General features: G+C 70.9%; 17 protein-coding genes. 7 read left to right on the top strand and 10 right to left on the bottom strand.

Annotated elements, in window-relative coordinates:
* Nucleotides 1-32: 32 nt before the first annotated feature.
* Nucleotides 33-1,376 carry a UDP-glucose dehydrogenase family protein gene (locus OIB37_RS15665; RefSeq protein ID WP_330458211.1) on the bottom strand — a complete coding sequence of 448 codons (1,344 nt, stop codon included), beginning with the start codon at nucleotides 1,374-1,376 and terminating at the stop codon, nucleotides 33-35.
* A gap of 178 nt (nucleotides 1,377-1,554) precedes the next feature.
* On the opposite strand from OIB37_RS15665, the gene OIB37_RS15660 reads away from it, so the two are divergent.
* Nucleotides 1,555-2,712: an acyl-CoA dehydrogenase gene (locus tag OIB37_RS15660; protein WP_330458210.1), complete on the top strand. Its 1,158-nt coding sequence runs from the start codon at nucleotides 1,555-1,557 to the stop codon at nucleotides 2,710-2,712.
* A gap of 198 nt (nucleotides 2,713-2,910) precedes the next feature.
* Here the strand turns inward: OIB37_RS15660 and OIB37_RS15655 are convergent, their stop codons facing one another.
* The 7 genes from OIB37_RS15655 to OIB37_RS15625 form a co-directional block, all read right to left on the bottom strand.
* Nucleotides 2,911-3,123 (bottom strand): hypothetical protein, encoded by a 213-nt coding sequence (locus OIB37_RS15655; RefSeq protein ID WP_330458209.1) that lies wholly within the window; start codon nucleotides 3,121-3,123, stop codon nucleotides 2,911-2,913.
* Nucleotides 3,124-3,296: 173 nt separating this feature from the next.
* Nucleotides 3,297-4,478: an ABC transporter permease gene (locus OIB37_RS15650; protein WP_443058274.1), complete on the bottom strand. Its 1,182-nt coding sequence runs from the start codon at nucleotides 4,476-4,478 to the stop codon at nucleotides 3,297-3,299.
* A 101-nt stretch (nucleotides 4,479-4,579) separates the two neighbouring features.
* Nucleotides 4,580-5,290, bottom strand: coding sequence for an ABC transporter ATP-binding protein (locus tag OIB37_RS15645; protein ID WP_330458207.1), 711 nt, complete (start codon nucleotides 5,288-5,290; stop codon nucleotides 4,580-4,582).
* Nucleotides 5,287-6,849: a peptidoglycan-binding domain-containing protein gene (locus OIB37_RS15640; RefSeq protein WP_330458206.1), complete on the bottom strand. Its 1,563-nt coding sequence runs from the start codon at nucleotides 6,847-6,849 to the stop codon at nucleotides 5,287-5,289. The genes OIB37_RS15645 and OIB37_RS15640 overlap by 4 nt, the downstream gene beginning before the upstream one ends.
* Nucleotides 6,850-6,871: 22 nt before the next feature.
* Nucleotides 6,872-7,831: a hypothetical protein gene (locus tag OIB37_RS15635; RefSeq protein ID WP_330458205.1), complete on the bottom strand. Its 960-nt coding sequence runs from the start codon at nucleotides 7,829-7,831 to the stop codon at nucleotides 6,872-6,874.
* 88 nt (nucleotides 7,832-7,919) lie between these two features.
* The gene (locus tag OIB37_RS15630) at nucleotides 7,920-8,366 is read right to left on the bottom strand and encodes a hypothetical protein (RefSeq protein ID WP_330458204.1); all 447 of its coding nucleotides are present in this window, start codon (nucleotides 8,364-8,366) and stop codon (nucleotides 7,920-7,922) included.
* Nucleotides 8,367-8,734: 368 nt separating this feature from the next.
* On the bottom strand, nucleotides 8,735-10,051 hold the full coding sequence (locus OIB37_RS15625) for an LCP family protein (RefSeq protein ID WP_330458203.1): 1,317 nt from the start codon (nucleotides 10,049-10,051) through the stop codon (nucleotides 8,735-8,737).
* Nucleotides 10,052-10,170: 119 nt separating this feature from the next.
* Here OIB37_RS15625 and OIB37_RS15620 point away from each other — a divergent pair, with 119 nt between their 5' ends.
* Together OIB37_RS15620 and OIB37_RS15615 are read left to right on the top strand one after the other, a co-directional pair.
* Complete coding sequence (locus tag OIB37_RS15620) at nucleotides 10,171-10,719, top strand: acyl-CoA thioesterase (protein WP_330458202.1); 549 nt, start codon at nucleotides 10,171-10,173, stop codon at nucleotides 10,717-10,719.
* 630 nt (nucleotides 10,720-11,349) lie between these two features.
* On the top strand, nucleotides 11,350-11,892 hold the full coding sequence (locus tag OIB37_RS15615; protein ID WP_330458201.1) for a LytR C-terminal domain-containing protein: 543 nt from the start codon (nucleotides 11,350-11,352) through the stop codon (nucleotides 11,890-11,892).
* 386 nt (nucleotides 11,893-12,278) lie between these two features.
* Here OIB37_RS15615 and OIB37_RS15610 read toward each other — a convergent pair whose 3' ends face one another.
* The gene (locus tag OIB37_RS15610; protein ID WP_443058156.1) at nucleotides 12,279-13,832 is read right to left on the bottom strand and encodes an LCP family protein; all 1,554 of its coding nucleotides are present in this window, start codon (nucleotides 13,830-13,832) and stop codon (nucleotides 12,279-12,281) included.
* Nucleotides 13,833-13,959: 127 nt separating this feature from the next.
* On the opposite strand from OIB37_RS15610, the gene OIB37_RS15605 reads away from it, so the two are divergent.
* The 4 genes from OIB37_RS15605 (at nucleotide 13,960) to OIB37_RS15590 (ending at nucleotide 17,572) form a co-directional block, all read left to right on the top strand.
* Nucleotides 13,960-14,994, top strand: a complete 1,035-nt coding sequence (locus tag OIB37_RS15605) for a glycosyltransferase family 2 protein (RefSeq protein ID WP_330458200.1) — start codon at nucleotides 13,960-13,962, stop codon at nucleotides 14,992-14,994.
* A gap of 376 nt (nucleotides 14,995-15,370) precedes the next feature.
* Nucleotides 15,371-15,841: a DUF2690 domain-containing protein gene (locus tag OIB37_RS15600; RefSeq protein ID WP_330458199.1), complete on the top strand. Its 471-nt coding sequence runs from the start codon at nucleotides 15,371-15,373 to the stop codon at nucleotides 15,839-15,841.
* 295 nt (nucleotides 15,842-16,136) lie between these two features.
* Nucleotides 16,137-16,574 carry a hypothetical protein gene (locus tag OIB37_RS15595; protein ID WP_330458198.1) on the top strand — a complete coding sequence of 146 codons (438 nt, stop codon included), beginning with the start codon at nucleotides 16,137-16,139 and terminating at the stop codon, nucleotides 16,572-16,574.
* 62 nt (nucleotides 16,575-16,636) lie between these two features.
* On the top strand, nucleotides 16,637-17,572 hold the full coding sequence (locus OIB37_RS15590) for a hypothetical protein (protein ID WP_330458197.1): 936 nt from the start codon (nucleotides 16,637-16,639) through the stop codon (nucleotides 17,570-17,572).
* A 111-nt stretch (nucleotides 17,573-17,683) separates the two neighbouring features.
* Here the strand turns inward: OIB37_RS15590 and OIB37_RS15585 are convergent, their stop codons facing one another.
* Nucleotides 17,684-19,393 carry an LCP family protein gene (locus OIB37_RS15585; RefSeq protein ID WP_330458196.1) on the bottom strand — a complete coding sequence of 570 codons (1,710 nt, stop codon included), beginning with the start codon at nucleotides 19,391-19,393 and terminating at the stop codon, nucleotides 17,684-17,686.
* Nucleotides 19,394-19,476: the final 83 nt, after the last annotated feature.

Genomic DNA, 19,476 nt, shown 5'->3' with positions numbered 1-19,476 from the left:
ACCGCGCCGACCGCGGTGGGTGCGCCGAACCGCTACGCGGCCGGGCGGCCCATCGCCCGGTACGTCCAGCCGGCCCGCCGCCACAGCTCCGGGTCGAGGGCGTTGCGCCCGTCCAGGATCACCCGGGCCGTCACGACCTCGCCCAGCGCCGCCGGGTCCAGCTCGCGGAACTCCTGCCACTCGGTCAGGTGCAGCACGACGTCGGCGCCCCGGACCGCCTCCAGCGCCGAGGCGGCGTAACCGAGCGTGGGGAAGAGCCGACGGGCGTTGTCCATGCCCTTCGGGTCGTAGACGGTCACCTGGCCGCCCTGGAGGTGTATCTGGCCCGCCACGTTCAGCGCGGGCGAGTCACGCACGTCGTCCGAGTCGGGCTTGAACGTGGCGCCCAGCACCGCGACCCGCTTGCCGAGGAACGAACCGCCGCCCAGCGCGTGCAGGGCCAGTTCCACCATCCGGCCGCGCTGGCGCATGTTGATGGAGTCGATCTCGCGCAGGAAGGTCAGCGCATGGTCGGCGCCCAGCTCGCCGGCGCGCGCCATGAACGCCCGGATGTCCTTGGGCAGGCAGCCGCCGCCGAAGCCGATGCCGGCGCGCAGGAACTTCTTGCCGATCCGGTCGTCGTACCCGATGGCCTCCGCGAGCTTCGCCACGTCACCGCCGCCGGCCTCGCACACCTCCGCCATCGCGTTGATGAAGGAGATCTTGGTGGCGAGGAAGGAGTTCGCCGAGGTCTTCACCAGCTCGGCGGTCGGGAAGTCGGTCACCACGAACGGCGTGCCCTCGCCGACCGGCGTCGCGTACACCTCCCGCAGCAGCTTCTCGGCGCGCTCACCGCGCACGCCGACCACGATCCGGTCCGGGTGCAGCGTGTCCTGGACGGCGAAGCCCTCGCGCAGGAACTCCGGGTTCCAGGCCAGCTCGGCGTCCGCCCCGGCCGGCGCGTGCTCGGCCAGGTAGGCGGCCAGCCGCTCGGCCGAGCCGACCGGCACGGTCGACTTGCCGACGACCAGCGCCGGGCCGTGCAGGTGCGGGGCGAGCGAGGCGATCGCGGACTCGACGTAACTCATGTCACAGGCGTACTCGCCGTGCTTCTGCGGGGTGTTCACGCAGACGAAGTGGACGTCGCCGAAGGCCGCGACCTCCGCGAAGTCGGTCGTGAAGCGCAGCCGCCCCGAGGAGCCCTCGATGCCCGCCACGTGCCGGCGCAGCAGTTCGTCGAGCCCCGGCTCGTACATCGGGGTCTCGCCGCGCTCCAGCAGCGCGATCTTCTCGGGCACGACGTCCAGGCCCAGAACCTCGAAACCGAGTTCGGCCATGGCCGCGGCGTGCGTGGCCCCGAGATAGCCGGTTCCGATCACGGTGATCTTCAGGCTCATGGATGCTCCAGCAGGTGGACGTCGGTGATGCGGTGCCCGAGCATAGTCGGGGTGGGAGCCGGGGAATTTCCCGCTGTCGCCTACCTCACGTAGGCGTGAGTCCGGCAGACCTCTAAAATTGAAGTTACTTAACGGTAATTAGCGTCAGTAGCACTGCGTCTTTGGAGCGTGAGAGACCGTGGCCGGATCGGCTGACTTCGACCTGTACCGCCTGTCCGAGGAGCACGACATGCTCCGTGACGCCGTCCGCTCGCTGGTCGAGGCGAAGATCGCGCCCTACGCCGCCGCGGTGGACGAGGAGGCCCGCTTCCCGCAGGAGGCCCTCGACGCCCTCGTCGCCGGCGACCTGCACGCGGTGCACGTCCCCGAGGAGTACGGCGGCGCCGGCGCCGACGCCCTCGCCACGGTCATCGTGATCGAGGAGGTGGCCCGCGCCTGCGTCTCCTCCTCCCTGATCCCCGCCGTGAACAAGCTGGGCTCCCTGCCGGTGATCCTGTCCGGCTCCGAGGACCTGAAGAAGAAGTACCTCGCCCCGCTCGCCAAGGGCGACGCGATGTTCTCCTACGCCCTCTCCGAGCCGGAGGCGGGCTCGGACGCGGCCGGCATGAAGACCAAGGCGGTCCGCGACGGCGACCACTGGATCCTCAACGGCGTGAAGCGCTGGATCACCAACGCCGGCGTCTCCGAGTACTACACGGTGATGGCCGTGACGGACCCCACCAAGCGCTCGAAGGGCATCTCCGCCTTCGTCGTCGAGAAGTCGGACGAGGGCGTCTCCTTCGGCGCCCCGGAGAAGAAGCTCGGCATCAAGGGCTCCCCGACCCGCGAGGTCTACTTCGACAACGTCCGCATCCCCGCCGACCGCATGATCGGCGAGGAGGGCACGGGCTTCGCGACCGCCATGAAGACCCTGGACCACACCCGCATCACCATCGCCGCCCAGGCCCTCGGTGTCGCCCAGGGCGCCTTCGACTACGCCAAGGGCTACGTCCAGGAGCGCAAGCAGTTCGGCAAGCCGATCGCCGACTTCCAGGGCATCCAGTTCATGCTCGCCGACATGGCCATGAAGATCGAGGCCGCCCGCGCCCTGACCTACCAGGCCGCGGCCAAGTCCGAGCGCGGCGACAGCGACCTCACCTTCCAGGGCGCCGCCGCCAAGTGCTTCGCCTCGGACGTCGCCATGGAGGTCACCACGGACGCCGTGCAGCTCCTCGGCGGCTACGGCTACACCCGTGACTACCCGGTCGAGCGCATGATGCGGGACGCGAAGATCACTCAGATTTACGAAGGCACGAACCAGGTCCAGCGGATCGTGATGGCAAGGAACCTTCCCTAGCAGGGCTTTTGCAGGTCAGAGCTACTTTGAGGCGCCGTGAAGGCCGTTCTCGGCGTGCTGCCCTTCCGGTCCGATCAAGGCCGCTCCTGGACGTCATGCTGGGGGAATCCTGGGTCGTTGACGGCCCGGGTAGGGCCGCTGACCAGCACAAACGCAACAGCCCCCGGCATCGCGCCGGGGGCTGTTGTCGTACGAGGATCAGGCGACGTCTGACGTCTCCGTGGGGTCGTCGGCGCCGGGCGTCAGCATGGTGGCGATGGCTGCTCGCCCGCGCTGCTCGGCCCCTTCGAAGATGTAGTGGTAGTGCTCCCTGAGCACGTTCGTACTGCCGTGGCCCATCCAGTCGGCCACGTCGTTCTCCGGGACTCCCGCGTACAGGAGCCAGGTCCAGCGGATCGTGATGGCCCGCAACCTGCCGTAGGTGGCGGGGCCGGACTCCCACGGGGGTCGGGGAAGGCGTCCTTCGGGGCGCCTTCCGTCGTTCGGGGGCGTCTTCGTCCGGGGTGGCTTGTGTCGTCCGGGGCGGGGCGCACCGGTCCGCACCGGTGAGACGGGGCGCGGGGCCCGGTCACCGGTGCGGGTGGTCACTGCCGCAGGGCTTCCAGTGGTTCGATGCGCGCGGCGCGCAGCGCCGGGTAGAGGCCGGCGAGCAGTCCGACGACGGAACCGACGAGCGGGGCAGGCAGGACCGTCACCGGGTCGACGATCGCGGTCCAGTGCTGGACCAGGGAGACCGCGACGACCGTGCAGACCCCGATCGCCGTACCGATCAGACCGCCGAGCGTCCCCAGGGTGGTGGACTCGGTGAGGAACTGGACCGCGATGTGCCGGGGGCGGGCGCCCAGCGAGCGGCGCAGGCCGATCTCGCCCGTGCGCTCCAGGATCGCCACCAGCGTGGTGTTCGCGATGCCGAGCGCGCCGATCACCAGGCAGATCGCCGCCAGCAGGAGGAACAGCCCGGACAGCGACGTGTTCACGGCGTCCCGCAGGGCGTGCGGGTCGGGCGGCGCGGCGGCGTGCAGCAGGCGGGGGTGGTCCGGCAGCAGCGCGAGGGGTGCCTGGCGGGCGATGAGGTGGGCCGCGCCGATCCGGGTGTGGACGATCATCTCGGCGGGCTCGTCGGTCGGTGCCCCGAACGCCTTGAGCGCTGTCGTGGTGGGCAGCATGGCGCCCATCAGCGCTTCGGGCTTGCGCTGCGTGTCGGAGATGATGCCCACGACGGTGTACGCGCTGTTGTTGATGAAGACGACGGGCTGGTTGTCCAGCCGGGAGATGCCGAGGACGCGTGCCGCGCCGCTGCCCAGCACGCAGACGGGTTCGCCGCGCCGCTGGTGGAACCCGTTGTAGAGGATGCCCGCCCGCAGCGTCGGCTGCATCGCGCGCAGGGCGCCGGGAGACGCGGCGAACACCGACACCCCGGTGCCGGGGTCGTCGCTCGGAGGCAGCGGCTGGGTGCCGATCTTCGGGTTGCGCAGGGGCGCGGACCACCACACGCCAGCCGCCACCACGCCGTTGAGCCGCTGGATTCGCTGGTCGGAGTCGTCCGGGAAGTGCACCTCGGGCGCGTCCCCGGACTTGGGGGCGACGTCGTCGACCGTCACGGTCGTGGCCCGCAGGACGTTGAAGGAGGCGCTGATCTGGCCGGCGGCGGTCGAGGTGAGGCCGAGCACGGCCACGAACGCGCCCACTCCGAGCACCGTGCCGAGCATGGTGAGCACCGAACGCCCCGGCCGCTGCACCAGGCCGGCCAGCGACTCGGTGAACATGTCCCGGATGAGCAGCCGTGAGGGCGGCACCAGGTCCGGGCGCCGGTTCCGCGCGAAGGGGCGCCTCAGGGTCCGGGCGAGTCGCCCGGTGGGTCGTACGGTCACGCGGCCGCCCGCCGATCGGTGTCGGAGAGGATGCGGCCGTCCCGGATGGTCAGGACGCGCCTGGCGCGTTCGGCCACCGCGTGGTCGTGCGTGATGACGACGACGGTGAGTCCGGCCGCGTGCAGTTCTTCGAGCAGGTTCATGACGTGCGCCGAGGTCGCGGAGTCCAGGTTGCCGGTGGGTTCGTCGCAGAGGACGAGTTCGGGGCGGTTGACCAGCGCGCGGGCGATGGCGACGCGCTGGCGTTCCCCGCCGGACATGGTGGGAGGCAGCGCGTCCAGCCGGTGGCCGAGTCCCACGGTCCGCAGCGCCCGTACCGCCTGGTCGTCGCGCGCCCCGCGGTCGGTGGTCACGTACAGCTGGGCCAGGGAGACGTTCTCCGTGGCCGTGCGGTGCGAGAGGAGGTGGAAGGACTGGAAGACGAACCCGACCTTCCGTCCGCGCAGTGCCGTGCGCTCCCGCTCCCGCAGGGCGGACACGTCCGTGCCGCTGAACTCGTAGCGGCCCGCCGAGGGCCGGTCCAGCATGCCGATCAGGTTGAGCAGCGTGGACTTCCCCGAACCCGACGGGCCGACCACGGCGACGAAGTCGCCGCGCTCCACGTCGAGGTCGGTGGGCTGCAGGGCGTGTACGGCGACGGCGCCCGGGTAGGTCTTGGCGACGCCGCGCAGCCGGATCACCGGAGCGGGCGTACTCGTCTGACTCACTGGCCGACCACCACACGGTCGCCCGCGCGCAGCCGTGCCGTGCCGTCCGGTGTGACCTGCACCCGCCCGTCGGCCGACACACCCACCGTGACGTGCACCTTGCGCTGGGATCCGTCGGACCCCACCACGGTGACACTGGTACGGGCGTTCGCGCCGGCGTTGATCGCCGCCTCGGGAACGGTGAGGACCGCGCCGGTGGTGGCCGCGGCGGTGAGGGTGATCCGCACGTTCTGGCCGTCGAGCCGGTTGTCCCAGCTGCCGGTCCGGGTGATCTGCATCGGCAGGTACGGGACCCCGCCGTTGGCGAGTCCTCCCGCGCCCTGGCCCGGTGCCGCGCCGTCGGAGGACTGGGCGCCCGACTTGTCGCCGGGGGTGACCAGCGCGCCCACCGAGGCCACGGTGCCGGAGGCGGTCAGGCCGAGGGACTCGGAGGTGATCCGCACCTTCATGCCGTCCTTGACCAGGCCGTGGAAGGAGGGGTCCAGATAGCCGGTGAGCTTCAGGCCGCCGGTGGCCAGGGTGACGGCCGGACCGTTCACCTTGTCGCCCACGGACGCCGGCAGCGAGATGACCCGCACCGGCACCGAGGAGACGAACGCCATCTCGGAGGCCGGTACGAAGGGGCCGCTCGTGCTGCCGCCCCCGCCGGCCGGCTCGCCGTTCTGCCCGCTCTCGCCGGCCTGGCCGCTCTGGCCGCCTTCCTGGCCTCCGGTGACCGGCACCGGGTAGCCCATCCGGTGGTACAGCGCGGTGACGGCCTTTCCGGTCGCCGGACCGAAGAAGCCGCGCTTGTCGCCGCCGTCGTACAGGCCGAGCCCGGCCAGCGCGCTCTGGAGCTGGGCGATGTCCTGGCCGGACTCGCCGGGGAGGATGTCGCGGTAGACGGGGATGCTGCCGGGCAGCACGTAGACCGGGCGCCCGGAGAACTCGACCAGGGGCCGGGCCGCCGCGACCGTGTCGCCGACGTGCGCCAGTTTCCGGGTGAGTACGGGTGCCATGCCGCCGGGATTGGTCCCGCCGCCCAGCGCACGGGTGTCCGCCACCGAGGTGGGCGTGATGGAGAGCGTCGCGCCGCTGGTCACGTCGCCGCGCAGGACCGCGGTGCGGGCCAGCCGCTCGGAGGCCACGGTCGCGGTGATGACGCTCGCCCGGGGTGCCCGGGTGTCGGCCGCCGCCTGGGCCGGTGACTTCACCAGCATCGCTCCGCCGAGGCCACCGACGGACAGCAGCGTGGCCGACGCCGCCACCGCGAGCACCGCGCGGCGCCGGCGGACGAGCGCGGACTTGCGGGCGCCGGGCGCCGCGGGTCCGGGTTCCGTCGCGGGCGGAGCGGGTTCCGGCGTGGGCGTGCCGGATTCCGTCGCGGGTGCGTCGGGTTCAGTCGCCGTCGCCGTCGCCGTCGCCGTCACAGCCGCAGTCGTCTCCGTCGCCGTAACCGACGTCGCCGTGGCCGGCTCGGTGGGCTCCGGGAGCGGGGCGGTGTCCTCGGGCCACGCGGGTGCGGGTTCCGGTTCGGTCCGCCGTGGTTCGGCGACCGCGCTCTTCGTCAGGTCTGCCATCAGCTCTCTTTCCCCACCCCGGTCAGGAACCGGACAGCTTGCCGCCGGCCAGCACGGTCGCGACCCGCTTCGCCTGGTTCCGCAGCCCCTCCCGGGCCTGCTGCAACTCCTCGGCGTGCGCCTCGATCTGGGTGTTCTGGTAGGCGCTCTCCACCGCGAACCAGGTACCCACGAGGTTGACGCGCTTGGCGCACTGCCAGTCCGCCACCGCCACGGTGATCTCCTGCGACGTCGCGGCCGGTGCGCTCCAACGGTCGTCGCCCGAGGCGTCGAACGTCTTCTTGTAGTTCGTGTAGCCCTGGGCGTCCATGCACTTCTTCCAAGCGGTCTGGGCCGCGATGACGCGCGGATCCAGCTGCGAGTACTCGAAGGAGTGCGCCCGGATCTCCTCGGCCAGCGGGGAGTGTCCGGCCCGCTGCGCCTCGTCGCCGCCCGAGATGGCCCGGTCCGCCTCGCTGACGCACCCGCCACTGGGCAGCTTCTGGCCGTGGTAGGTGCTGACGAGGCCCTGCGCGGAGGTGGCCGTCAGGACGGTACGCACTTCCTGCGAGGGGGGAGTCCCCAGGTGCTCGGGCAGGCTCCGGGGGTCGTTCTTCGTCATGTGGAAGCCGAAGCCGCGCGCGACGTCGAGGGACTCCGGAACGCCGTAACGGCGGGAGTTCTTGGTGAAGTTGGGCAGACGTGCCTCGGTGGGGACGTACCGGAGTCCGAAGCGGCTGACGCAGCGCTGCTCCAGCGTCGTCATGGCCTCGGTCGTCTGCAGCAGGTCGTGCCCCGTCGGCATGTAGGAGTCGACGGGCAGGTCCATGTGCGCGGTGTCGGTGAGCGTCGGGATCGTCGTGACGCCGGGGATCTTGGAAACGGTCGGCTTCGGACGCTCCCCGCCGTCGGACGAGGCGTTCTGCGAACAGCCCGTGAGGAGGCTGATGCCGGCGACCGCGCAGATCAGTGCGGTGCCCGCGCGACCAGAGGTGATCGTCATGTGTGTTCTCAGTCAAAAGGCCTCGCTGCCGGTCCGCGGACCGGCAGCGAGGGAGTGGTGATCTGGCAACCTCCGACGGTCGCGCAGGTCAGCCGACGCCGATCCCGACCTCGGTGGCGGCGTCGTTGTTCCAGGTGTAGTTGAGCGGGCCGCCCTTGCCGTCGTACGCCCAGTCGTAGTTGCCGTTGTAACCACTGTTGAACCAGACGGTGCCGCCGCGGTTCTCGTAGTACTCGGACTCCATGGCGGTGGCGTTGTTCTTCACGGCCTGCCCGGCACCCTGGCCCGAGCCGCTCTTGAAGGTGTAGCCGGACAGGTTGGAGACGCTGCCGTCCTGGCCCCAGATCGCGCCGGAACCGTCGTGGACGAAGAACAGGCACAGCGGCTGGTAGTTTCCGCCGCCCAGGACCGAGGCGCCGCAGCGCCCGGTGGCGTTGCCGGAAACCTGGCTGCTGGCCGCCTGCGCGGGCATGGCGAGACCGAGCACCGCGGCGCCGGCGACGGCGGCGGTGAAGAGCTTGGCCTGGATACGCACAAGGACTCCCTTGATGTCATGTCATATGAAGTGGCGGCAACCCGAGTTGACGTCGGCAGTCGATCACGGCGGCTGATCTCCCGTCAATCCTCTTCTGTTGACTGAATGTTGTGTTCCGCGTGAACGAAATTTGCGTTTGTCATGACTACGGACGCGGTCACGAAAGGCCGGGCCGGCCGAGTCATCAGGCGCTGACACAGGGGGAGTTCAGGACCATCACGGCGGAAGCGGGACAAGGTGGCGGCAAGGAGGATGCACCGGTTCCGTGCGGCAGCACGATGCCCGGGCCGTGGCTCATCGTGGAGCCACGGCCCGGGCATCGTGCGAGTGCCGCGCACCCCGTGTGGAGCGGGGGCCGGCGGCAGGCGTCAGTTGCCGGACACCGTCACCGGCTGGTCGTTCTTCAGCTCGCTCACCAGCGTCTTCATCTTCGCCTTGTCCCAGACGAGATTGCCGCCGACGGAGCCGGAGACCGGCATGTTCAGCGACTTGCCGTCGCCGCTGTTGACGCCCTTCATGGCCCAGAACATGGAGCCCAGGTCCCACAGGCCCATGTCCTTGTCGACGGTCAGCGAGTCCAGGCCCGCGCCCATGGTGGGGTAGAACGTGAACGGGTTCAGGACCGTCGACGGGGTCGCCACCTGGTGGGCCAGTGCCGCCAGGAACTTCTGCTGGTTCTTGGTGCGCTGCAGGTCCTGGGACGCGAACGCGTGCCGGGTGCGGACGAAGGCGAGCGCCTCCTCGCCGTTCAGCGTCTGCTTGCCCGACTTGAAGTCGGCGCCCGAGTCCTTGTCCTTGAAGCCCTTGTCGATGGTGATGTCGACGCCGCCGACCGCGTCCACGATCTTCGCGAAGCCGCCGAAGCCGATCTCGACGTAGTGGTCGATGTGCAGGCCGGTGTTGAACTCGATGGTGCGCACGAGGAGCGTCGGGCCGTCCTCCGCGTAGGCCGCGTTGAGCTTCGTGTGCCGGCCCGTCCCCGGGTAGACCTTCCCGGACCCCGACCCCTTGTACGACGGGATCTCCACGTCCGAGTCGCGCGGCAGGGATATCAGCGTGTCGCCGTTGTCGCCGACGTGCAGGATCATCATCGAGTCGGTGCGCTGGCCCACGGCGGAACCGGTGTGCAGCTTCCTCTTGTCCTCGGCCGTCATGCCCTTGCGGCTGTCGGAACCGACGATCAGGTAGTTGGTGCCCTCGCCGGCCTCGGGCCGGTCGATGACCTTGGACAGGTCGACGTCCCGGTGCAGCTTGGAATCGGCCCAGAAGTACGTGGCGACCGAGGTGACAATCAGCACACTCGCCAGCGTGATCGCGGTCCACTTGATCCGCTTGCGCCAGTTCGGGGCCGGCCGGGAGGCGCGGGCGTACGGCTCACCGGGACCACCGGGACCGCCCTGGCCGCCGCCGTAGACCTGGCCCGTGTTGTAGCCGCTGTCGTAACCGCCGCGCCCGGCGTCGTCGTACCCCCGGCCGTCGGTGTACGACGGCTGCTGCGGGACCCCGGCGCCGTACGGGGGCGCGGACGGGCCCTGGTTGCCGTACGCGGACTGGCCGGGCGGTGCCGTCGGACCACGCCGCACCTGGCGCATGGAGCGGGCGCCTTCCGGCTGCGCGCCGCCGCTCCCGCGTCCGTAGCGCGGGCCGCGGTTGTCGTCGGACCATCCCTCGGGCCAGTTATTCATGCGCCCCAGTGTGCAGGGACCGGCCGTGTTCCTTACAAGGCCTGGGGATAAATCACAGCAGCGCTGTTGCCGAGCTGTCACAAATTCCGCGAATGTCGCTTCGGCATAAGGTGGAGGCCATGACAGACCAGGCCCCGGACGTGGATCCGGACATCCCGGGTAAGCCGACGTCCGCTTCCCGCACCACCCTCAGCCACATCATGACCCACAACGACACCAACCTTCTGGGGACGGTGCACGGTGGAGTGATCATGAAGCTCGTCGACGACGCGGCGGGCGCGGTGGCGGGCCGGCACTCCGGCGGCCCCGCCGTCACCGCCTCCATGGACGAGATGGCCTTCCTGGAGCCGGTTCGCGTGGGTGACCTGGTCCATGTGAAGGCGCAGGTGAACTGGACCGGCCGGACCTCGATGGAGGTCGGCGTCCGCGTCCTGGCCGAGCGCTGGAACGAGTCGGCCCCGCCGACCCAGGTCGGCTCGGCGTACCTGGTCTTCACGGCCGTGGACGCCGACGGCAAGCCGCGTCTGGTGCCCCCGGTACTCCCGGAGACCGACCGCGACCGCCGCCGTCACCAGGAGGCCCAGATCCGCCGCACCCACCGCCTGGCCCGGCGCCGCGCCATCCGCGAGCTGCGCGAGCGGCACGCGGCCGAGGGTTTCGCGGACTGACGTCCGCCCCTGCGCGTGACCCGGGAACGTTGGCAACTCTCCTTTGTTTCAGACGAGTTGTACGAATGTGGGAAGTGTCACCGCGGTCACCCCGCGGCCGGGCCGTGTGGATAGTGTGGGCGATCCGGTGAGACGGGCCGCGAGGCCGCTCACCGTTTCACGGACCGGGAGATTTCCGGGGCGCTCGACGATGTGCCCCGACAGGGTGGGGACATGGACGCGGAAGGCCGTGGCCGGGGCGACGACATCGACCCTTCGGACCAGTGGGTGCTGAACCCGCGGACCGGTGAGTACGAGCTGCGGCTGGACCCGGTCCCGCGGCAGCGCCGTCCTGAGCCCACGGCTGCCGAGCCCCCGCCTCCGACGCCTCCCGTGGCCGCGTCTCCCATGGCCGCGTCCCCCGGACCCGTGTCCCCCGGGCGCGTGTCTCCCCGTCCCGCTCCCCGCTCCGCTCCCCGTCCCGCGTCCGGTGCTCCGGAGACGCCGTCGCGACGCCGTGGCCGTGGGGCCGAGGCGGCCCCCGCGGCATCCGGCCGGCGCCGTGGCCAGGGCCGTGGCCAGGGTCGTGCCCGGAAGAAGTCGTCGGGCGGGGCGGTCCCGCTGTGGACCATCGGCGCTCTGGTGTGTGTCATGGCCGTCGGCGTGACCGGTGGCTATCTGTATCTCCGGCCCGCGGCCGCCGAATCTGCCTGTCAGGCGCGCCCTGCCGCGGACGCCGGGACGCGCCTCGCCCTGACCGCGGGTGGCGTGGACAAGAAGGAGAAGGCTCGGGAGGACGCCCGGCTCCGGGGAGACCGGTCCACCGCCGCCGAGGTGCGGGTCGACATCTACAACGCCGGAGCGCCCGACGGCTCCGGCCAGGACGTGCTCACCTGGCTGCAGAACGAGAAGGGCGTGCTCAAGTCCAGCCAGCTCGGCAGCCGTGGCACGGCGCAGCCCCGGACGACCCTGGAGTACGCGCCGGACCAGGCCGACCAGGCGCGCGAGCTGGCCGACCTCATGCGGCTGCCGGCGTCGGCCCTCAAGCCCGGCAAGAGCGAGGCCAACGCGCAGGGACTGCCGGCGATCGTGCTGATTCTGGGCCAGGACTTCACCCGAGCGGGCAGCCCCCTCGCCACCCCGAAACCTCCCGCGCCGAAGCCCACGGCCGGCCACGGCAGGTGCGCCTCGTGATCGGGGCCGCGGCTCCGGGTCCGGGCCTGGCTCCGGCCTCGGGCCTGGCTCCGGCCTTGGGCCTGGCTCCGGCCTTGGGCCTGGCTCCGGCCTCGGGCCTGGCTCCGGCCCTGGCTGCGGGCCTGGTGATCTGGGCCGTGTGACCTCGGTCCCGGTCGGCGTGTGCCCGGCTCCGGTCCCGGTCCGTGCGGCCCGGCCCCCGGTCTCGGTCTGCGTGGTCCCGGTCCCGGACTTCGTGGCCTGGCCCCCGGTCTCGGTCTGCGTGGTCCCGGTCCCGGACTAGCGGCCCTTGTCCTGGCGCCGGGCTCTGCGGCTGGGGGCCCTGTCCCGGCCCAGGCTCTTCGGCTGCGGGGGATCGAGGGGCCTACCCCGGCCCCGGCCCCCCGCTACGCACCGCCGGCGCACACCACCTCATTGCCCCGCACCACACTCTGCTCCGGCGACGCAGGGTCCTCCGGCTTCACCTTGCGCACCCTGCCCGCGTCCTGGAAGTCGGTCCCCGCGGTGACCTTCAGCATCTGGCCCTGGCCCGGTACCGCCCGCAGTTCGCTGCCGGGCAGTGCCGTGGCGAGGGAGCGGGCGGAGCGATCCCAGCGCGGGTCGTAGGAGATCACCGTGCGCCGCACGTCGTGGGCGGTCGCGGTCACCGGCTGGTGGTTGGCGGCGAAGCCGGCCGCAGTGAGGGCGGCGTCCAGGCGCCTGGCCAGCCCGGCCGAGCCGGTGCCGTTCGCCACCTGGACCCGGATCCGCGACGGAGCGACCTCGACGTGCGCCGGGGCCGCTCCACGGCTCGGCCGGTCCACGGCGAGCGGCTTGTCGTCGCGCAGGGAGGTGAAGAGCCGGCCCGCCTTGGCAGGGTCCCACTTCAGCGTCGAGCCGATGCCCTTGACCAGGTAGTTCATCTCGCCGATGGGCACGGTGGTGAACTCGGAGGAGGACGGGGAGAAGTTCCGCATCGCGCGGCCGAGGTCGAGCAGCTCGTCGGTGCCGAACCCCTCGTCGGCCCGCACCGAGCCGAGCACCGCCCGGGTCACGTCCCGGAACCGCATCGGGTTGAGCAGCACCCCCGAGGAGGTGGCCCGCTCGATCAGCGCCGCCAGGAACCGCTGCTGCCGCTTCATCCGGCCCAGGTCGCTGGCCCCGTCCACATGCCGGGCCCGTACGTACTGCAGCGCCTGCCCGCCGGTCAGGGTGTGCGTGCCGGGTGCGAGGTCGAGACCGGTGTAGGAGTCCTTCAGCGGGGTCGCCGTGCAGATCCGGACGCCGCCGAGCACGTCCACGGTCTTCATGAAGCTGGTGAAGTCGACCTCCATGTAGTGATCGATCTTCACATGCGTCATGTCCTCGACCATTCGCACGGTCAGCTGGGGGCCGCCCTCGGCGTAGGCCGCGTTCAGCTTGATGGGGTGCGGTCCGTGCCGCTGCCCGGTGTTCTGGTCGACGTGCGCGGGCACCTCGGCGTAGGAGTCCCGGGGCAGGCTCACCACGCTGGCCCGCTCCCGGTCCTCCGAGATGTGCACGATCATGACCGTGTCGGTGCAGTGGCAGGGCGCGCCGCCCAGCCGGTACGCCCGCTTCTCCGCCTCGCTGATCTTGTCGCGGCCGTCGGTGCCGACCAGCAGGACGTTCATGCCGTGGCCCGCGCGGGGCCGGTTCTTCATGTCCTTGAATGCGTCGACCCGGGCGATGCCCGCATCCAGGCTGCTGACCACCGCGTGGCCGATCCCCGCGGCGGCGAGCACCACCACCGACAGCGTGGTCACCGCGCGCATGGCCCAGCGCGGGCGCCTGGGCCGTACGGGCCGTCCCGTCCGTCCGGCAGGCCCCGGCGTACGGCGGGACGGCCGCGGCCGGTGCTGAGGCTGCGGCCGGCGCCGCGGTCCGGGGGTACCTCCCGCGCCGTCGGCAGCGGGCGAAGGGGACCGGGGCGGACTGGGCAAGGGACACCTCCGGGCTGCGGCCGTATGTGGGATTTGTGAGAACCGTAGGCCGATAGGATCTCCAGCCCGCGTCGCAGCCCCCGCGGCGCGCACCCGTGTCCCCCGTTCGCGGTAACGTGAGGCTCCTATGAACGCCAAGTCCGACGTGCGGCTCCCCGCCGTTTCTGTGATCATGCCCGTCCTCAACGAGGAGCGGCATCTGCGCGGGGCCGTCCAGGCGATCCTCGCGCAGGAGTACGCCGGCGAGATGGAGGTCGTGATCGCCCTCGGTCCTTCCACGGACCGTACGGACGAGATCGCCGCCGAGCTGGTCGCCGACGACCCGCGCGTGCACACCGTCCCGAACCCGACCGGCCGCACCCCCGCCGCGCTGAACGCGGCGATCAAGGCGTCCCGGCACCCGGTCGTGGTCCGCGTCGACGGTCACGGCATGCTGTCGCCGAACTACATCGCGACGGCCGTGCGCCTCCTGGAGGAGACCGGCGCGCAGAACGTCGGCGGCATCATGCACGCCGAGGGCGAGAACGACTGGGAGCACGCGGTCGCCGCCGCGATGACCTCCAAGATCGGTGTCGGCAACGCGGCCTTCCACACCGGCGGCCAGGCGGCCCCCGCCGAGACGGTCTACCTCGGCGTCTTCCGCCGCGAGGCGCTGGAGCAGCAGGGCGGTTACAACGAGGAGTTCATCCGCGCCCAGGACTGGGAGCTGAACTTCCGCATCCGCGAGGCGGGCGGCCTGATCTGGTTCTCGCCGGAGCTGAAGGTGTCGTACCGGCCGCGCCCGAGCGTGAAGGCGCTCGCCAAGCAGTACAAGGACTACGGCCGCTGGCGGCACGTCGTCGCCCGCTACCACGAGGGCTCCATCAACCTGCGCTATCTCGCCCCGCCGACGGCGGTGTGCGCGATCGCGGCGGGTGTGGTCGTGGGCGCGCTGGTGACCCCGGTGGGCTTCGTGATCCCCGGCGGTTATCTTGCGGCGATCGCCCTCGGCTCCGTCCCCGCGGGCAAGGGTCTGCCGCTGAAGGCCCGGCTCCAGATCCCCGTCGCCCTCGCCACCATGCACATGTCGTGGGGCTGGGGCTTCCTGACCAGCCCGAAGGCACTGGCGAGGAAGGTCATCGCGTCACGGCGTCCGGCCGTGCGGGCCGACCACACCGTGTGACACCGGACCGGTGGCGGCCCACTGCGGCGGGCCGCACCTCAACGGCGGTCGTCGTGCGCCGTCTCCCTTGCCGCCGGGGTCCGTCTCGCTGACCGCCGGGGGTCCGTCCAGCTGACCTCCGCGACCCGTCTCCCTGAGCGCTGCGGCCTTCCTGCCGCACCCGCGGTTCACGGCCGGCATATGTGGCCGGCGGCCAACGAGCCATGAATGGCTTGTTCTGGCGTTGCGCAATTCCCCCTCAACACCCGCTTGCCTCAAAGCGGTTGACCGAGTGGTGTGCCCATGATCAGATGTGGCGCTCTCATCGTTTCTTCACGGACGCCTGCGGCGGACCTTCGCCGAAGGCGTCGTTTCGCGTGTCCACAAGGGGGACTGCATGCGTTCCAAGATGCGTAACTTCGCTCGTGCCGGTGTTGTGGCCGGCGGCCTCGGCCTCGCGATGGTCGCGGCCACGGGTGTCTCCAGCGCCTACACCTACGACGGCAGCGACCCGTCGGCCAGCGGCTGCGCGAGCGGCGCCAGCACGGTGGAGTCGGCGACCGTCAAGAACTCCAACGTCACCTTCGGCACCATCGAGCTGCGCTACAGCCTCGCGTGTCACACCGCGTGGGCCAGGCTGACCCTCAACTACACCCAGGGCGCGTGCGGCAACGCGGCCGCGGGCTACGACTGCCAGCACGCCTACGTCGTGCGCAACAACGACGGCCGCTCCTACGGCTGCACGATCTTCCAGGGGCAGACGCAGTGCTACACCCCGATGGTCTACGACAAGGGCATGACCTCGTTCGCCCAGGCGCAGATCGACTCGGCGGCCGGTTCGGCCGACACCCGGACCGCGGCCTACTGATCCCGGCAGGCCCGGCAGGCCGGGTAACTGACTGATCAACACCGCCCGGCCCCCACCGCGACACCGGTGGGGGGCCGGGCGGCGTCGCGCGTCGGCGTCCCCAAAGGGCTCTCTCCGATAGGGGAATTGGCGTCGCGATTCGGGAACGGACGTGACAACCACACCTGGTCAAAAGGTGGTTGACGGTAGGTCACGCGCATGATCGGATGCGCTCGCTCCGGATTTAACCGTCCGGCTTTCGCGCTGCTTCCGAACTTCCCCTCCGTATACCTCACTTCTGAACAAGGACGACGCCATGGACTTCCGCAGAAAGATCGCCGCCGCCGCTGTGACCCTCCCCGTCGCGCTGGGTTCCCTCCTCGCCGCGACCGCGCCGGCCTCGGCGTACGCCTCCGACAACTGCCTGGACAGCTCGCTGTGCGTGGTCTTCGACTACAACAGCGACCTGGAGGGGGCGTCGGCCCACTTCGAGCGTGACAACGTGTCCAACCTGGCCGGCTACACCTTCGACGAGTACTCCGGGGACGCCGGTTACGGCCAGCCCGTGAAGAACAACGCGGCGTCGCTCGACAACGTGTCGCCCAACTCGTACGTCAGCATCTACTTCAACAGCGGCTACGGCGGTTCCTGCGACTCGGCCCCTCCGAGCGCGCTCGTCTTCCGCCTGCACAACACGTACAACGAGAACGCCTCCTTCAAGTTCGCGCACGACACCAGCTGCTACCAGTTCTGACAACACCGGACGTGCGGTCCGGCGACCCCTGCCGGACCGCACGTCACCGTGGAGGCTCCCCGGTGCTCAACTCTCTTCCCGCGCCGTTGCGCGGCGCTGCCGTCGCGGCCCTCGCCGGAGCGGCGCTGACGGCCTGCGGTGGTCCGTCCTCCCCGCCCGCCGGGCACGACACCGCCGCGCCCCTCGTCTCGTCGGCGCCGGCGGCTCATGACGTGCCCGTGCTGTCCGGCGACTACAGCGGGAAACTGCCGATCGCCGTCTACAGCCTGACGGCCGCCCAGGGCGACCTCATCCAGTCGGCGGAGGCCAAGCTCGAGCAGGAGTGCCTGAAGCACTACGGGATCTCCTACTCCTTCGCCCGGCAGCCCGTGACGCGCAACGCGGACCGGCGCTACGGCCTGTCGAGCCCCGAGGAGGCGAAGGCGTACGGGTACCACCTCCCGCCGAGCCCGGAAGTCTCGGCGCCGCCGGTCCCGCCGGGACTGCAGACGGTTCTCCGGGGGGAGACCAGGGGGCGCGGCACCGACGGGCGGGTCACCTATCACGGCAAGACCGTCCCGAAGGGCGGATGCCGGGCCGGGGCGGTCGAGCGCGTCGAAGGAAAGTACGCCCAGCCGAGGATCTCGGCCGCGGCCGCCGCGATCGCCGACGGCAGTTACGCGCAGTCGATGCGTCACCCCGACGTCGTGGCCGCCTTCCGCAGCTGGTCCCGGTGCATGGCGGCGAGCGGCGACTATCACTACTCCGGTCCCATGGACCCCCTGAACGTGCCGGCGTTCGCCGAGCGTCACCCGGCGGCATGGGAGATCCCCACCGCTGTGGCGGACGTGGCGTGCAAGCGGAGGACTAGGCTTCTGCCCGTCTGGTTCGGCGTCGAATCGCGTATCCAGGCGGCGGCGATCAGCAAGCAGGCCGGAGCGCTGGCGGAACTGAAGCGCATCCACGGTGCCGAGGTGGCCGAGGCGAAGGCCGTCATCGAGGAGCGGGCCGACAAGTGACGTAGGCGACGGGCCCCGTGGGGCCGACGGGGCCGCCGACACGGCCGAGGGGCCCCACCGCCGCAGCGGTGGGGCCCCTCGGTCCGTTACGTCCCCGGGGTCGTCAGCCGACTACCACCGGTAGGGCTTGTACACGGGCATGCACTGGCTCTCGTCCGCGCCGTTGATGGCGTCGGAGTTGCTGGGCACGTCGCCGGCCTTCGGCTTGGTCTGCTTCGGGTAGCTCGAGCCCGTGCGCCAGTCGGAGCCCACGGTGACGGTGACACCGGACACGCCGGTGGACTTCTTCACCGAACTCGCCGGAATTCCGAGCGCCTTGGCGACGGCCTGCGCGTCACCCTGGAGGTCGGCACTGGGGTACCGCACCACGGTCTGGTCCTCGGACAGTCCCGTGGAAGAGGTGTCGGGCTCCGCCCTGCTGTAGCCCTGCTGCGCGAGCACGTCGGCGACCGCCTTCGCCCGCAGGGGCACCGGGGCGTTCGTGGAGTCGCCGGTGGCGTTCTGCACGAGCACGCCCAGCTGCCCGGCCGGCTGCGAGGGGGTCTTGGCCGCCGGTGCCTTCTTCTCCTTCTCCGGCTTGCCGTTCTTGTCGAACGGCACGTCGTCGCGGAGCATCTCCCAGACCTTCTCGGCGTTGACGGGGTCCGGCAGGAGGTGCGAGTTCGGGGCCTGCGGGTCCGCGATGCGGGGCATCGTCATCGAGGTGATGCGGTTCGGCGGAACCGCCTTGAGCTGCATGCCCAGGTCGTACAGCTTCTTGACCGAACCGAGCTCCTCGGAGACCTGGAGCGACTTGGTGGCCGCCTCGGCCAGGTCCATGAACCGGCCGCTGTCGGTGAAGACGTTCTGCTTCTTCAACGTGCGGATCATCGAGTTCAGGTACATGTGCTGAGCCTTGGCCCGCATCGGGTCACTGCCCCAGGCATCCCGGGTGCGCAGCCACTGGAGAGCCTGCTGGTGCTGGAGGTTGTTCTTGCCGGCCTTCAGCTTCAGGCCGGATCCGCCGGGGATGCCGCCCGGCAGCCGGTGGTCCCAGACGTTGTCCTGCACGCAGACGTCGACGCCGCCGATGGCGTCCGCCATGTTCACCACACCGGAGAAGTCGATCATCATCCAGTGGTCGATGTAGACCTTGGTGAGGTTCCGCCAGGTGGCCACCGTGCAGCCGGGGCCGCCACGGGCGAGCGACGAGTTGATGAGGGCGTTGGTCGCCGGGTACACCTGCCCGGTCTTGGGATCCGTGCACTGGGGTATGTCGACGCGGGTGTCACGCGGAACGCTGACGAACGCGGCGCTCTTGCGGTCCGCGGCGACGTGGATGAGCATCTGCACGTCGGCACGCGGCGGGTCGCCCTTGTTCTGCCTGGCGCCGCCGAGCTTGATGTCCTCGTCGGAGTTACGGCTGTCGGAGCCGAGCAGCAGGATGTTGATCGGCGTCTGGCCGTCCGCGTTCGGCTTGGGCTTCTCCACCCCGCTGTCGCCGCTGACGAGCTGACCCTTGCGGATGTTGCCGTTGAGATGCTGGATGTACAGGTATCCGGCGCCGGCCGTGCCGAGTATCACCACTCCGAGCACCGTCGCGGACCAGCGCAGCATGCGCCGTTTGCGTTGCCGCCGCTCGGCCTTGGCGGCGCCTCTGCGGCGACCCCCGCCGACGCCGTGGCGTCCGGATTTCTCCGCCGTGTGCGAGGCGCGCCGCCTGCGCGGCACCGTTTCCTCGCCCGAAGGAGCCTTGCCTCGCAGCTCGCTCTGCGCCAACTCCCTGCCCTCCCCACCCTGTGCAGCGTGCAACGGGTCCGTCCCGCGTTCAGTCAGACGCATGACAGACCCATTGGGTTACCGAGGGAACGCACTGCACCTTGTCTTCTGTGATACATCCGGGCGTGGAGCGTTTGTCCGGCCGT

The sequence above is a fragment of the Streptomyces sp. NBC_00820 genome, assembly GCF_036347055.1.
GTDB lineage: Bacteria > Actinomycetota > Actinomycetes > Streptomycetales > Streptomycetaceae > Streptomyces.
This window is presented reverse-complemented; position numbering and strand designations above follow the sequence as displayed.